Here is a 15,325-nt window from a genome sequence, read left to right as displayed (position 1 = left end):
TTAGAACCAGCATCAATAGCTACTGCAAGAGTATCTTCACCAGTAAATGATGTTGAAAGATCCATTTGGTAACCGTAGACAGCTGTAAGAGCTTCGCTAGTGGTGTTACCATCAACAGCACCAATTGCCATATCTACAGAGAAAGATGCAGTTGTTGTTGTTGAGAATGAACCAGCTTCAAAGTCGTTAAGTCTAGCTTCAAGACCATCAACACGACTATTTGTAACTGCAAGTTCTTCTGCAGGTGCGAAATCATTAATTGTGATTTCGTTTGCTGTAGCAGACAAAGGCGCAAGTAAGCCTAATGTCGCAGGAGCTACAAGCAAGCTTTTAAAAAGCTTCATAAATTTCCTCACACGAAATTTAAAGTACACCTTAAAATACTGTACTTCTAGTACTAAATCAAGTTAAATTAGATACAATATTTAAAATTAATGTGACACTTTAAAAACTTATATATAACCTAACTAAATTTTTTTGAAGTTTTATAATTTGATTTACGATTTTTTTGAAATTTTAAATTCTACTTCTTTAGTTTTATATTTTTTCTTTTTGATGGATCCTTCTAATGGTTCAACATACCAACCACTAGCAATCTTTGTATCCACCTCTTCATAATCGCTTTTAATATTAAACTTTTTAAGAGATTTTTTTAAATAATCCATAAACAATTTCTCAATAACATTAATTTAGCAGGCAATGACTAAATTTAATATAAAGTTCCTTAAAAAAAATATTTATATGTATTTCCTAAAACTTATAATGTTATGTGAGTCTATCTGATTTCCAAACAAAATACATATATTGATTAAGTAGATATGAAAGGTTTTAAAGAATCGGAAGTCAACAAATTTGGAAAGGACAAACAAAATTCAAAAAATAAGAATTTGGCATTACTTCAGAATGCTTTAATTTTGCAAAAAAAAGGAGAGCTAAATGAAGCGGCAAAAATTTACAACAAACTAATCAAGAACAAATTTTTTGAAGAGAAGGTATTTTTAAATTATGCGTCAATTTGCCAAGATCAAAATAAATTAGATGATGCGATAGTTCTTTTAAAAGAAGCGATAAGAATTAATCCTAAAAATTTTATCGCCTTTTTTAAAATGGGTTTCATACTAAATAATCGTGGGAAAGTTTATGAAGCATACCCCTTTGCAAAAAAAGCAATAGAATTAAACCCAAATTTTTGGCAGGGATATCATAATTTAATTAAAATTCTTAGAGAATTAAATAGACCTAAAGATGCTGCAAGCATTGCAGAAAAGGCAAGGAATTTGTTTTCAAGTAATCACTTATTTGATGGTTTATTGGGTGAAATAAATGCGGATATTGGGAATTTTGAAGAGGCAATAGAAAATTATGAAAAAGCAATTAAGAAAGCCCCTAATAACGATGAGACTCTCTGTTGGACTATTTATACTTACGCAAATTTTTTAGTAGCAATTGGAAGAAAAAAAGAAAGCATTTCTTACTTGAGGAAAGTATTGGATTTAAACCCTAAATATGCATTAGGATATTATCTCTTGTCTGATATTGTCATATCTCAACAAGATGAAGCTTTAGAGAATATTATCCTTAATACCCAAATTACTAATTTCAATAATCTTGAAGATAAATACACCATTCTTTTTGCTAAATCTAATATTTTTCACAAGAGAAAGGATTACGAAAAAAGTTCAGATTTACTAAAGCAAGGTAATGATTTAAAACTTTTAGATAAACCATCAGATTTGGAAGAGAACATAAATTATTGTGAGAAAGTTAAAGAGAAAACCAATTTAGATAAATCATTTGACCAACCCAAATTTAAGTTTTTGAGAGATATTTTTATCGTTGGACTTCCTAGATCAGGGTCTACTTTAATAGAGTCCATATTGGGAATGAATAAAGATGTTTATAACTTAGGGGAAAATACTATTTTATTAAATGCCTTAAAAGAATCTGAGGAGTCAAATTACTCTAATATTGATCAAATTTACTTGAAACTTAGTCAAAATTTTTCTTCAAAAAAAATTACCACAAATAAAATGCTGGGTAATTTTATGCTCATACCTCATATGATTTCTAAGCTTCAACATTCCAAGGTGATTTATACATTTAGAAACCCTTTAGACAATATTTTATCAATGTATAGAGCAAAGTTTACAGGTAATGGTCATAAATATTCTTCATCACTAATTGATAGTGCTACTTACTATATTCATCATTTTAAAATCATGAGTTTTTATAAAGAAAAATATAAAAATCATATCTATTTTTTAAATTATGACAAACTTGTGAATAATCCAAAAATAGAGATAAATAAGTTATTGAGTTGGCTAGAGATACCTTGGAATGATTCTTATTTAAATCACCATAAAAGTAAACAAGGTTTTTTTATTGCAAGTAATGTACAAGTAAGATCTCCAATCAATAATAAATCTGTTGGAGGCTGGCAAAATTATTCAAATTTACTAAGAGAGTCATTAGATGTTTTTGAATCAAAAAATTTTCCATTAGATTCATTTGAAAAATTTTCTTGAAAATATATTTTCTTTTAATTTATTTATAATCGAAATTAAAATACTATTTAAATATTTGAAATCTTTAATAAAACGAAAGAATCTGAAAGCCCCTCTCGTTTTTTTAATAATATAGTTAGCTTTTATGAAATTTATATACCTGAGGAGCACAAGGTTAAATGACTCAATTCAATTTAGCGTTAAATAAATTGCCTAGAGATTTATTAGAGTTTTGTTTATTTTTAATAGTTGGATCAACTGCAGGCTATTTTGGTCTCATTTAAAATATTAAATTTCAAATTAATCTTGAATCAATAAATTTAATATACCTTTTTAAATAAACATTCTTCAATTTTAAAAATTTAATCTTAAGTCCAAAAAATTTTTCAAATATATAAATAACTGGCAATTTGTCCCTCGTAGATAACAACTATTTTACCGCTACTAATAGACTGTTTTTACGGAGATTATTAGCTGGAAATATTTTGGGGTGGATGAGAATTTACAAATTAAATTAACAAGAATAAAAGGTTTTTTTATTTTGAACATCGCAATTAGCTAAGGTCATTTTGAAATTGTTAAATAAACATCAGTCCCAAAAATCACATTTTTTCAGATTAATTGAAATAAAATAAGTTATTTATTTTCAAAAAGTTATTGCTGATTCAATTGGATATTTTAGTTTTAGTCTCCCTTCTAATTTCATTAATTCAACTACCACTAAAATTCCTACAACTTCTTTATTATTACTCTCAAGAATCTTCGTAACACAATTAATTGTTCCGCCAGTAGCTAATAGATCATCAACAATGGCATAAGAGTTAAACTTATTTAAAGCTTCTTTTTGAATTGAAAGTGAATTTTCCCCATACTCTAAATTGTATTTCTTCTCTAAAAGTTCTCCTGGGAGCTTGCCTGGTTTTCTAGCAACGATCATTGGTTTTGAAGCTTGCAAAGAGATTGCAGAACCAAAAATAAAACCTCTTGCATCTATAGAAATTATTGCATCTGCATTTTTTATAATCTGACTAGATGACATCTTAAGAATTAGTTCCTTAAATATTTTTGGATCTTTACTAATACCTAAAACATCTTTAAACTCAATCCCTTTTTTAGGGAAATCATTGTACGTATCAATTAATTCTTCAATACTTTTCATTCTCATTATTTACAGAAATGGTTTTAAATCTCATATATAGATAAATATAGCTAAAAGAAAATTTTTCTTAATCCTCTCAAGAAGTATCTAATTACTTCTCCATCGGATAACCATTTAAAGAATAGTTAGTTTTGATATCAAATCAAATAAAATTTAATAAAAAGTGTAATTTAATGGCAGCCACATTTTCTTTTTTGAATTAACTATTAAAAAATTAGTGAGAGATTTGTGATAATAATAATATTTATACCTAAAAAATATTTTTTATAAAATATTTGCCATTTTGGTCTTTTATAGATGTCTGTTATGAATTAAGATCTTATAAACGGGGCGTGGCGCAGCTTGGTAGCGCGGGTGCTTTGGGAGCACTAGGTCGCAGGTTCGAATCCTGTCGCCCCGATTGGAGTCTCAGCGGTTAGATATTTTCTCTATGTGTGATTTGTGTGTAATCACCTGTCTCACTAAATTATTTTTTAAACACGACCTAATGGACATGGTTGTGTGGCGTCAAACCTAGTATTTATAGTTTCTCGAGCCACTAGCAGAAAGTGTATATATTCCACCTTTTGAACCCATGTAGTAAGTCATTCCTTGATATTGTGATTTGCCATATTTTTGAAGTCTTTGCATATGCACCTCAAAATATTCATCAGAACTGATATTTATTAATGGGTCTTTTTTTACTTTTTTTATATAAGCCTTCTTAAGTTCAAGTTTTTTTTCTTCCATTAATCTTTTTTGCTCTTTTCTCTTTGCAACATTCTCTGGTTTATTCATAATCCTTAGAGCATTACAAAACACAAGGAATATAAGAACCGCAGCCACAATTAAACCAACTTGATCCTCTCTTTTTTTCTCATAAGAACGATCAAATTGAGCAATGTAATTATCACTTGAAATTAATATTTTGGTTTCAATCATATTCTTTATCTCGATCTAATAACTCTCTTATATATACATCTGCTAGTTCGTTGTCATAGGTGTTTTCTTTAATTTCTTTGATGATTTCGTCTAAATTTTCCATAGTCTTCAACCCCTATGTGACAGTATTTTAGAGCTATTTAAGCCAAAATAACACTTCTATGATTGACAACCAACCTAGAATCAAATTCAAGTATTTATAATTTCATGCCAAAGATTATTAAATCAAAAAAGGAGGAAACCATATACAATAACGGTCCAATGTACTTTTTAGAAGCTGAAAATAATAATCCTGGATTTCATTCTCTTTCTACAATAATTTCACTCGCAGATGATGGGTTTATATATGAAATAGGAGTTAATGCTGACGATTATTGGCGTGCATTTAAATTTACATCTAATCCAAATGCTAAAAACAAAACAAACTTATATGAAATGTTATTAGGGGCAAAATTCTCAGAACAAATGAGTCAATGTTTTAAAACTAAAAAGGAATTAGTTGCTGCTCTTGAAGCTGGAGTCCTTCAATGGGAGAATTATCCTGTGCTAGATGGCAATAACAATAGCAATATAAAAATTAAACTTGAGATAGTAGAAGATGAGAATAATGATCAGCCACAAATACCAAATTCACAATTAAAAGATAATGATAAGACAACAGAGCGCGCAGAAGTTGAATATTTAAGTCCTTCTCAAACAGCTAGCCGCAATGGCAATTATGTAACGATCAAAAATAATTTTGTCTCTTCAAAAAACAAAAAAAGTGAATCCTCTTTTCCTTATTATTTTCTAAGAGTTCTCGCAGGAAGGATATGGATATTTATTTCAGTAACTACTTTTGTATTTAATTTTGGCCAAGTTTTTTTATGCTCTAAGTTTGAACCTATAGGTTTTCTATTCTTAATATTTACTTATTGTTTATCTGTATGGGCAGTTAATGCAGATAAGTCAAATAATAGGAACACTAGTTTCTCATATTTCCTTATCCCGAGAGGGAAATTAAATAAAATAATTTTTTATACCGCATTATCTCTCGCAATACTTTCAATTATGGGGATAGCAAGTGATCCAAATAAATTTTGTTAATAATCTTAGAAGAAACTCTTACTACTCTTACTACTCTTACCGATATAATTAATCTGATTGACAGTCGATCTAAACTGAGAGGGATAAAGCCTCTTTTTTTTGGATAAAACTAACACTTGGTTAATTGGAGTAATTGCTGTTCTTCTTATTTGTTTTTCACTTTTTGCATATCTAAATGCACAAGCGAACCAATCCTTGCTCCGACCTAGTATTGAGGATTTTGACTATAAAGCATTCTTACTACGCCCAAAACCTAGTATCGAGGATTTGGAATATAAAGCATTAGATAAGAAAAGGGCAAATGCTGAATATGCAGCGAATAGGGATTTTACTGACTATGAAAAATTTGGAAGTATTCTTTTTTGTAATTCATCATTGAATAGTCGGATTGAAGCAGCAACCTATTCGGCACAAATGGAATTATATATTTCTGGGAAAGAAGCAGATTTATCAAAATGGGATATTGCTATCAAAGATTTTGAAAACGAAAAATCAAAATGTAAAGACGTTTATCCTTTAGTAAAACGCTAACTACACACTATTACTTTGGGAGCACTAGGTCGCAGGTTCGAATCCTGTCGCCCCGATTGACTTCTCGTGATTCTTAAAAACCTTTTGGGCGATCCTTAGGCGATCATCTGCTATAGATTGCTACACTTTGCGTTTTGGCTTGCCCTTAGTGGAGATTGAATATGCATAGCTAATCAGTAGTAAGTGGCCATTAGCTCTATTTCCCTGGAAAAACACCTCTGCTTATTTGAATTTAAATAGTTTTTTTTGATAAATGGATCAGTTGATTTGATTTAGAAACTTTCTACTCCTTTCATGACTAGCATTTGAAAAGAAAACTTCTGGTGGAGAAATTTCTAAAATCTTTCCTGAATCTATAAATAAAACCTGATCACTGACTTCCTTGGCAAATTTAATTTCATGCGTTACCACAATCATGGTCATTCCTTGATCAGCAAGCCTTCTCATTGCATCGAGCACTTCATTAATACGCTCTGGATCCAATGCACTAGTTGGTTCATCAAATAATAATAATTCAGGTTTTAAGGCCAAAGATCGTGCAATAGCAACTCGTTGTTGTTCTCCACCACTAAGTTGACCAGGGTACTTTTTTGCATGAGATTCTATTCCCATTTGACAAAGTAAATACATCCCATACTCTTCTGCTTCTTTTTTATTGCGTTTTTGAACCTGGATTGGAGCAAGTGTTATATTTTCTAAAATTGATAAATGGGGAAACAAATTAAATTGCTGGAAAACCATCCCAACTCTACGTCTAATTTTTTGAATTTTTCTTTCGTCTGAATCTGCCCTAATTTTTATACCTAAAACATTTAATTCGCCTTTATCAAAAGTCTCAAGACCATTAATAGTCCTAATAAGTGTACTCTTTCCTGATCCAGATGGACCCATAACCACCAGAACTTTGCCTTGATCTAAGGTAAATGAAACTTTATTAAGAGCAAGAATACCTTTAGCATATGATTTGGTGAGATTTTTAGCGGTAAGTATTGGCTTCATAGATTTAAGATTAATATCCTTTATTAATTGTCATTTTTTGCTCAAGTTTTTTTGAAACAAATGCCATAATTGTACAAAAAAGCCAATAGACGGAAGCTAACCAAATATATACTTCAATATATTGTCCTATGAATTCTGGATTGGCAAGAATACTCCTACTTACACCAAGTAATTCCATCAAACCTAAGATTGCCATTAAAGATGTATTTTGAAAAAGCCCAACTAACTGGTTTGTAATAGCTGGCAATGCAACTCTTAAGGCTTGCGGAATAAGAATATATATATTGATTTGATATTGGTTTAAGCCAAGACTTTTAGCAGCTTCAATTTGATTTTTAGGTATCGACTGTAATCCTCCTTTAATATCTTCAGCTATATATGCTGAGACAAAAAAAGTAAAAGCTATTACAGCCCTCCAGACACGATCTATTTCTAAACCTACAGGTAGAAATAAAGGTATTAACAATTGTCCAAAAAAAAGTACGGAGATAAGAGGAACAGCTCTCATTACATCGATATAAACAGAACTTGATTTCTGAATTAAAAATATTGAACTTCTTCTGCAAAGAGCTAATAAAATACCAATTGGTAAAGAGAAAAGAATACTACAAGAAGTTATAAGAATTGTTAGGGTTAATCCACCCCAATGACGTGTCATTACTGGATTTAAACCTAAACCACCACTTAGCAAATAAATTCCTAATGGTACTGTTCCAATCCATCCAAAAATTAAATTTTTACGAAGCCATTTCCATTTAGGCCCATAAACTGTAATAGATGTAATAGATAAAAGACTGAGGAACCAAAGAGTAGGTCTCCATTGCTGATCGATTGGAAAGCTCCCAAATGCATATAAATTAAGATTTGATGTTACGACTTCCCAATTAAAATTTATAAAAATCGAAGTTAAAATTTTTAAAATTAATGGAATTGAAATCAGAAAAAAAATTAAATTGCAGAAATTATATTTTGATTTTGCTAATAAAGAATTTTTAATTTTTTTAAATAAATTTGGATTTAAATTTGGATTTATATTATTCATTAATTAAGTTATATCCTTGTTTTCATTATTGATTTATCAATGATTCCCATTACTTTTGTTATTGATAAATTAAGGATTAAAAAACTGCAAAGTAAAATTATAAAGCACTCTACAGCTCTTCCTGTTTGGTTGATGATCGTATCATTTATTGCATATATATCTGCGTAGCCTATAGCTATAGCAAGTGTGCTATTTTTTGCAAGATTTAGATATTGACTCGTAAGTCCTGGAATAAAAGCTGGTAATGCTTGAGGTATTATTATTTTAATAAATCCTTGTTTTTCGGAAATACCTAAACTTCGAAAAGCTTCCCATTGACCTACAGGGACAGACTGAATTCCACCTCGAATTACTTCTGCAATAAATGCGCTTGAAAATATGCTTAAACCAAATAATAATGCTGAAAACTCTGAAGATAAATTAAGTCCAAATAACTCTATCCCTTTATTGGAAATATTAACTAAATTACTTAAATTCAAAAAAGAATTATTACTTATACTTAGAAATCCAACAAAATACCAACACATAAGTTGAATTAAAAGTGGAGTCTGTCTAATAACTGTGATATATCCAGCAGTAATAACTCTAAAAAATGAATTTTTACCTACTCTCAAAAAACCTATTAACGTTCCTATACAAGATGCTAAAACAAGAGATGAAATAATAACTTTCAAGCTATTCATCCATCCCATAAAAAGGGCCCAAGCATAACTGTCCGAAGGACTATAAGGCAAGGGATGTTCTGCCAAAGAAAAGCTTGCAGGCTTTGTTAACCAATTAAAATTGAATCCTATGCCTGTTCTCGTAAGATTAATAATTAAGTTATTAGTTAATATCCCTAAAAAACCAAGAACTCCAAACACTAAAAGAATCTGAAAAAATATTTTTTTATTTTTACTCATTCTTCAACATATTTTGCAATTAATTAAATGGTGGAGAGATATGTAAACCACCTTTACTGTAGATTTCATTCAATCCTCTTGGAATAGGTACATCGCTATCTATCCCAAGATTTCTATCATAAATTTCACCATAATTTCCAGTAGCTTTTATAACATTAACTACGAAGTCATTTCTTAATCCGATTTTTTCTCCTAAGCCTCCATCAACTCCAAGAAATCTTCTTAATGATTTTAATTGTGGATTATTTTTTGCGAGCTGGACCTTATCAGCAATATTTGATTGGGTTATACCTTGCTCTTCAGCAGCAATCAAAGCGAAAACTGTCCATCTCATAGCGTCGGCAAGTTTCTGTTCAGACCCATCTGATGCAGGTGCTAAAGGCTCCTTACTTAAAACATCATCAAGGATAATATGATCTTTTGCATTCTTAAAACCTGATCTAGCTGCTGCCAATTGAGATCGATCAGAGGTCATCGCTTGACATCGACCTTGTAGATAACCTGCTACTACCTGATTAAGATCTTGATATTTAATTGGTATATAAGGGAGCGAGAGACTTTCAAAAGTGTCATTAATATTTTGCTCAGTAGTTGTTCCTGAACCTACACAAATAGACTTATTAGCGAGGTCTTGAATACTTTCAATACCGCTATTTTTTTTAACCATTAACCCTTGCCCATCATGAAAAACTACAGGAGCGAAAGTTAACCCATTTCCTCCAAAAGAATCTCTACTAAGAGTTAAAGTAGTGTTCCTTGACAACAAATCAATATCTCCTGTTTTAATAGCTAAAAATCTTTCAGCAGCAGTTAGAGGTCTAAACTGAATTTTTTCTGAATCTCCTATTATTGCTGCAGCAAAGGCTTTACATATATCTACGTCTAATCCTTTATAACTTCCGTCTCCTTCAATAAAGCTAAAACCTGGGATTTTTCCGCTTACCCCGCAAATTAATTCATCTCTTTTTTGTATTAGGGCTAGCCTAGAAATATTATCATTTTGATTACTAGCACAACCAGTTAAAAACAGACCAAAAGCGGCAATTCCAAAGAATAATCTATTAATCATATTTTTTAAAACTTTAATGAGTAATTTTCTTAATTTTAATGCGCAAATCAATTAATAAACAAAATTTAAATATTCTCCCTCGATTGTCATAGAAACAATAAAACACTAGCCAATCAGCTTCCCATTTTGTCTTGAGCGGGCGATCCTCGGGCGATCATTCGCATAACTTTGCCATATCATGCTGTATTTGAGAGGAATTTTGAGACTCATTTCTATAAGTCTTTCCTAAGAAAGAAGTTATACCATCACTTATTTATTTGATCTGCTGTCGCAATTTGCTGATCGAGTGCTTTGGGAGCACTAGGTCGCAGGTTCGAATCCTGTCGCCCCGACTTAATCAAATCCAATTCATACTAGCGAGTTATCCAGACTCGCTTTTTTATTGCTTTCTTTTGGAATAATGAGATTGAGCGAGCTTTGAGCGAGATTCTGCTATACCTTGCATAACCTTGCTAAGTAGTATCGCTCAAAGTGATTATGACATCCACAAAATAATCCCAATAATTCTTATTATTAGAGAAAACACTTCTACAATGAAATCTCTGCTATCGAGTAAAAGATCAAAAGCAATATTAGGAATTGGTTTAATAGCTATTGGTATTGGTGCAATTTCAAAAAAGGTTATAAGCTATCCAACTGGTGGCTGTATGAAAGGTAATCAAGAATTGACTTTAAATAAAGGGATAAACAAGTTCTTTATTCAATGAGTAAGCGTTTCATTTATTTATTAATATATAGGCAGAATATAACCAGATCAAAAAAACACCAATTGCAATTGTGCTTCCATAAATAAGAAAATTCCAAATTTTACTTATTTTGGGTTTTTATAATTTTTTTCTTCTTCTTTACTAATCATTACTTCTTTTTAGATTTTCTTGTTCCACCATAAGAATATTTACTTTCTTTTGAAACAATATGCCAACACTCTATACAGCAAAAAATCCAACTTTTATAATTTATAGATTTAACTCGATAATGGATTTCATCCTCTTTATTGCATAAATCACACTTTTTCATTTAATAAAGTAAAAAATCCCGCCAACGAAAGTGCTACCTACAAGTAGCAAAACCATAAGAAGAAAAATTAATTTAGGTAAACTTCCAATCATTTTTTTTGGGTCATTTTGAAGGTTAAATATGCAGAGCCACCTAGTAATAACAAACTAAACAACACCATAAGTAATAGCTATTCCATACATATTCTGACTATTAATTACTTGCTAATCCCATAAAGATAAATCTGTATTTCCAGTTGATCTTTGCACCCAGTGAACTTTCCAATCATTATCTACTTTTTTAAAAATAGAAGTAATTGTTGCTAAGTCTTCATTAGGTGTACCTTTGTAAGTGAATTTTGAACCAAGAGTAAAAACAGACATTGCTACATCTTCAGAAAGAAATTCAATCTTATGAATTTTTGTAATTTCTGCTTTTTCCTGAACAACATCGCCAGAACTCATCATTTCCTCGAATCCCTTTGCACTTATTGGATTCCCGCTAGGTCTGATAAGTAAAAAATCTTCAGTGGCATTATTTACAAAAAATGAGCCCATTTTCTGCGGTGTTGCGAACTCATACAACATCGATTCAATTGTTTCTCTATCTGTCATAAAAAAAACTCTATCCCTCTAAGTTTAGATCGCATGTCAATAAATTCTTCGCTCTAGTGCTCATAGGGCACTAGGTTGCTTGTGAGCGAGATTTGAGCGAGATTTTGCTATTTATGCACAACCTTGCTATATCTTCCTACTTTTTAAGACTCATAAAATTTCTTTTAATGCCAACTAACTAGCTATAACCTCACTTATTTATTTGGCCTACTGTCGCAAATTGCGTACTGGGTGCTTTGGGAGCAATAGGTCGCAGGTTCGAATCCTCTCGCCCCGATCATTTAAACCCAATTCATACTAGCGAGTTACCCAGACTCGCTTTTTATTGAAAAATTTGTCTACGCCCGAAGTGGACAGATAGTGGGCAACTTCAATTCTGCTTAACGGTAATTTTCTTGCTTTTTTCTTATATCTTCGTAAGTATGCGTATGTAGGCTCTAATTTTCTCTAAATAGCACTATATACTGGCTTATTTAGACTTATTTTCCTCTAAAAAACTGTCACATAGGAGTTGAAGATTATGCAAATTCCAGACGAAATGTTAAAAGAGATTAGAGAAAGTGGATACGATCAAGAGCTTGTATTTACACAAATAAGAAAGCTATTAGACAGCGATAAACCAATTAAAGAAAACGAGTACAATCTAGAGCTTATAGACAATTACTTATTAGACAAAGGTCCACAAGAACTATCTAAAAATGCTGCTGAGATAGTGATGGCAGCAGAGCTTATAGACAATTACTTATTAGATAAAAGATTTTTGAGAGATCTTGAAGATAGGGATGAATATAATGCTGCTTAACTTTCCAATGTTTATAGAAGGTTTATTAATGCCTTTATTAGGTTTAGGTATATTTGTTGTTTATAAGAGATCAAAGAGAAAGAAAAGAAAGTTTCATGCACCACCAACCCATCAACTACCTAGTTAATTGGAAGAGAAAAGTTTTAATGTAACCCAGGGTTTAGCTTTACTACTATTAAAGTCTTTAAATTTACCTGCAAACTTGGTCTTAAATCTAATTATTTTTATAACTAATCCAAAAAACAATATTGGGTATTAAACAAGAAACCCCTCCAGAAATTCCAACTACTGAAAGGGTTATTAAATTGACTCGCAAACTATATTGAATCAATTTATGTCTTGCAGCAAACGTAGAGTGTGCTGACGAGGTTTGGCCTCAATTAATTTATAGCAAAAAATTTTAAACTCCTGCTACTTTTTGTTCCTCTAGTCGTTTTTTTAGAATTGAATAATTTTTTGTAGCCCATTTTCGAGAAATATCTAATTCAAGATCTAACTTCTCTCTAAGTAATTTGCCAATTTTAAATACTTCTACAAAACCTAGATAAATTATTACCAGCACCTTAATTATGTTTATTGCAACAGTTATTACCTTTTCAATTCTTTGATCTTGCATTTGAACTTATTAAAGCCCACTAAAATTAACAGAGGTAAGAAATTATGCAAATGCACTGAGTCATAGAGGGTGAGCTGTAGGGGGAGCTAGAGTATAAAAACACCTTATATAATCTTCGAAGATATACCTATATTAAGTCTAAAATTAGATCCCCCTATCAAATAATTTAGACTATTTCAATTATTTCAAGGAAATCTCATTTGCTAGATCGAGTCCTTTAGTAGCACTAGGTCGCAGGTCGAGTCATGAAGCACCGATTGGGTTTTCAGCGAATGGTAAATATTACAATACGAAAGCGATACGAATAGCAAAAACTCCTCTGGACACTTTTACTGAGTCACAGACTCCCTTTCATACTAATCAGGTTTTTTAATATTAAAGTTAACTATTTTTGGATTTTCAAAGGAATTTGATTCTTAATATTCACATTAGTACTATTTAGAGGCTCATCAACACAAAGACTTCTATGATCAAAAGATCCATCAGAAAAAGCAAAGGATTCAGCTGGTGCTTTACGCACCTCACTTACAAGATTTCGCTTTAAGCTTAGACCTCCAGAAGCTCTCCCTAATGCATCCCCTGAAACCGCTCCAATTGCTCCACCAACAAGTGCTCCAGAATTTATCCCAACTGCTGTGCCACCACTTAAAGCAGATCCAGCTATGGCTCCAGCGACTGCACCTGTAGCTCCTCCATAAAAAGCATTTCTTGTGGAAGCCATTCCGTAACCTTCCTTTTCAGACATGTCTATATTGTCAATAGCCGTGCCAGAAAACATGTCTTTTCCGCGAGCATTACATAAGGTAGCAGCGCCAGCTTGGTCATGATTAGGAGCAAGACCCGCAACTAACTCTAGGTGACTAAGAAAAGTTTGAGCAGTTTTAAAATTCCGAAAACTAATATTAGAAATTTGCCTTTTGCCAGAGTTATCAAAATACTTTACTAAAAATCTATAATCTTCTTTTTGAGAAATGAATATAACACCCCCTTTTGAAGTCGCATTAGTCATAGTCCAGGCGATAATGTTATCAACGTTTATAAATTCACCTTCACTAGTATAGATTTTTTCTCCATTTATACCGATTGTGCATTTATTAGAATTAGCTCCACATAAGCCTTCAATCTTATCCCCAGATATTTCATTTTCTAAAAGTAATTTATTTATCGTTGGCATATGTTGTTTGAAGGCAGCGGCCCCTACAAACTCATTAGCATTAGAATAATTTACAGTCCCCAACAGAATGATGGATGTGAAACTAAAGTGATTAATTATTCTTTTAAATAACTTCAAAATTTTAATAGTATTTTTATTATTATATTAAATCGATAAAAATTTAATACATTTGTAAATATCTTATTGAAGATTATGGTTTCTTAAATTAATTTTCTGCTCAACAATAACTTATTGAAAAGTTATATTTACATGCCGCTTTTATATAACTAGCTCGTTTTTATACCTTTTGATATAAGAAAGTCATACGAAAGGAACTACCTTTTTTAAATAATTCTGGAAACTATAGAACAGTCTTTTATGCTTATAAATATTGTTATGAATGAGATTATAGATTCTCACTAATTTAGGGTTAGTGCTTTGGGAACACTAGGTCGCGGGTTCGAGTCCTGTCGCCCCGACTTTTGAAAACCAAGTCATACTATTGAGTTTCCCAGACTCTCTTTTTTATTGTTTACACTCTCACATTAGAAAGTGGCTCTAGTATCTTCGAAGATGTCCTTAAAAGTAGATAAGGCCTGCGATAAGCAGACCTTCTTGTGTGTAAGATTTTTAATTTAGATTCAAGATTTAGAAACTAAATGATGTTTTTACTACAACACCTGTTTCGTCTTCTGCTCCAGCTTGGTTATGTTCAATGATGAATAGAGCAGGAGTGATAGTCATACTATCGTTAACATTGTAAGTATAGAAGACTTCATAGGCCATGTCTTCATCAACGCCTTCATTCTGTGGTCCATCAGAGCCCAATGCAACTCCAAGAGTTCCATTTCCGAGCTCGTCCCACTGAAGTCCAACAAACCACTGAGTTGTCTCTTGATCATCAGCTCCAACTTGCTCGACTTCACCGAAT

At 31.5% G+C, this 15,325-nt stretch carries 16 protein-coding genes, 1 tRNA gene and 2 pseudogenes; 7 read left to right on the top strand and 12 right to left on the bottom strand.

Translation table 11 applies throughout. The annotated features are described in order from the left end of the window. Together EU91_RS0108320 and EU91_RS09230 are read right to left on the bottom strand one after the other, a co-directional pair. A pseudogene (locus EU91_RS0108320) lies at positions 1-344 on the bottom strand (porin); the annotation flags it as partial. Between the two features lie 153 nt (positions 345-497). Continuing rightward, entirely contained in the window at positions 498-665 is a 168-nt protein-coding gene (locus EU91_RS09230) for a hypothetical protein (protein WP_193741575.1), read from the bottom strand. Positions 666-818: 153 nt separating this feature from the next. Here EU91_RS09230 and EU91_RS08950 point away from each other — a divergent pair, with 153 nt between their 5' ends. Then, positions 819-2,525 (top strand): tetratricopeptide repeat-containing sulfotransferase family protein, encoded by a 1,707-nt coding sequence (locus EU91_RS08950; protein ID WP_052041254.1) that lies wholly within the window; start codon positions 819-821, stop codon positions 2,523-2,525. Positions 2,526-3,150: 625 nt separating this feature from the next. Here the strand turns inward: EU91_RS08950 and EU91_RS08240 are convergent. Beyond that, complete coding sequence (locus tag EU91_RS08240; protein WP_032523666.1) at positions 3,151-3,663, bottom strand: adenine phosphoribosyltransferase; 513 nt, start codon at positions 3,661-3,663, stop codon at positions 3,151-3,153. A 326-nt stretch (positions 3,664-3,989) separates the two neighbouring features. Here EU91_RS08240 and EU91_RS08245 point away from each other — a divergent pair. Next, positions 3,990-4,063, top strand: a tRNA-Pro gene (locus EU91_RS08245). Between the two features lie 113 nt (positions 4,064-4,176). Here EU91_RS08245 and EU91_RS08250 read toward each other — a convergent pair. Further along, entirely contained in the window at positions 4,177-4,584 is a 408-nt protein-coding gene (locus EU91_RS08250) for a hypothetical protein (protein WP_032523663.1), read from the bottom strand. A 207-nt stretch (positions 4,585-4,791) separates the two neighbouring features. Here EU91_RS08250 and EU91_RS08255 point away from each other — a divergent pair, with 207 nt between their 5' ends. Then, positions 4,792-5,670, top strand: coding sequence for a hypothetical protein (locus EU91_RS08255; RefSeq protein ID WP_032523662.1), 879 nt, complete (start codon positions 4,792-4,794; stop codon positions 5,668-5,670). 99 nt (positions 5,671-5,769) lie between these two features. Beyond that, positions 5,770-6,201, top strand: a complete 432-nt coding sequence (locus EU91_RS08260; protein ID WP_032523661.1) for a hypothetical protein — start codon at positions 5,770-5,772, stop codon at positions 6,199-6,201. Positions 6,202-6,459: 258 nt separating this feature from the next. On the opposite strand, the gene EU91_RS08265 is transcribed toward EU91_RS08260, so the two are convergent. The 4 genes from EU91_RS08265 to EU91_RS08280 are packed head-to-tail and all read right to left on the bottom strand — an operon-like array spanning position 6,460 to position 10,213. Further along, positions 6,460-7,200 carry an amino acid ABC transporter ATP-binding protein gene (locus EU91_RS08265; RefSeq protein WP_032523660.1) on the bottom strand — a complete coding sequence of 247 codons (741 nt, stop codon included), beginning with the start codon at positions 7,198-7,200 and terminating at the stop codon, positions 6,460-6,462. Between the two features lie 10 nt (positions 7,201-7,210). Beyond that, positions 7,211-8,242: an amino acid ABC transporter permease gene (locus EU91_RS08270; RefSeq protein ID WP_032523659.1), complete on the bottom strand. Its 1,032-nt coding sequence runs from the start codon at positions 8,240-8,242 to the stop codon at positions 7,211-7,213. Between the two features lie 8 nt (positions 8,243-8,250). Then, positions 8,251-9,144 (bottom strand): ABC transporter permease subunit, encoded by an 894-nt coding sequence (locus EU91_RS08275; protein WP_032523658.1) that lies wholly within the window; start codon positions 9,142-9,144, stop codon positions 8,251-8,253. Between the two features lie 19 nt (positions 9,145-9,163). After that, positions 9,164-10,213 (bottom strand): amino acid ABC transporter substrate-binding protein, encoded by a 1,050-nt coding sequence (locus EU91_RS08280; protein ID WP_032523665.1) that lies wholly within the window; start codon positions 10,211-10,213, stop codon positions 9,164-9,166. A 533-nt stretch (positions 10,214-10,746) separates the two neighbouring features. Here EU91_RS08280 and EU91_RS09225 point away from each other — a divergent pair. After that, positions 10,747-10,920: a hypothetical protein gene (locus EU91_RS09225; protein WP_193741574.1), complete on the top strand. Its 174-nt coding sequence runs from the start codon at positions 10,747-10,749 to the stop codon at positions 10,918-10,920. 513 nt (positions 10,921-11,433) lie between these two features. Here EU91_RS09225 and EU91_RS08285 read toward each other — a convergent pair. After that, a complete protein-coding gene (locus EU91_RS08285; RefSeq protein WP_032523656.1) occupies positions 11,434-11,823 on the bottom strand; it encodes a DUF3804 family protein in 390 nt (129 codons plus the stop codon). 520 nt (positions 11,824-12,343) lie between these two features. Here EU91_RS08285 and EU91_RS08290 point away from each other — a divergent pair. Together EU91_RS08290 and EU91_RS09220 are read left to right on the top strand one after the other, a co-directional pair. Next, entirely contained in the window at positions 12,344-12,625 is a 282-nt protein-coding gene (locus EU91_RS08290) for a hypothetical protein (protein ID WP_032523655.1), read from the top strand. Beyond that, positions 12,615-12,752, top strand: a complete 138-nt coding sequence (locus EU91_RS09220) for a hypothetical protein (protein ID WP_193741573.1) — start codon at positions 12,615-12,617, stop codon at positions 12,750-12,752. The genes EU91_RS08290 and EU91_RS09220 overlap by 11 nt, the downstream gene beginning before the upstream one ends. Positions 12,753-13,025: 273 nt before the next feature. Here EU91_RS09220 and EU91_RS08295 read toward each other — a convergent pair whose 3' ends face one another. The 3 genes and pseudogenes from EU91_RS08295 to EU91_RS09215 all read right to left on the bottom strand — a co-directional run. After that, positions 13,026-13,241, bottom strand: coding sequence for a hypothetical protein (locus EU91_RS08295; RefSeq protein WP_032523654.1), 216 nt, complete (start codon positions 13,239-13,241; stop codon positions 13,026-13,028). Between the two features lie 385 nt (positions 13,242-13,626). After that, positions 13,627-14,532 (bottom strand): hypothetical protein, encoded by a 906-nt coding sequence (locus EU91_RS08300; RefSeq protein WP_152556162.1) that lies wholly within the window; start codon positions 14,530-14,532, stop codon positions 13,627-13,629. A gap of 510 nt (positions 14,533-15,042) precedes the next feature. Continuing rightward, positions 15,043-15,325, bottom strand: a pseudogene (locus EU91_RS09215) (hypothetical protein); the annotation flags it as partial.

It is taken from the genome of Prochlorococcus marinus str. GP2 (assembly GCF_000759885.1).
GTDB lineage: Bacteria > Cyanobacteriota > Cyanobacteriia > PCC-6307 > Cyanobiaceae > Prochlorococcus_A > Prochlorococcus_A marinus_J.
Note: the sequence above shows the minus strand (reverse complement) of the source record. Positions and strands in the feature narration are given on the sequence as shown.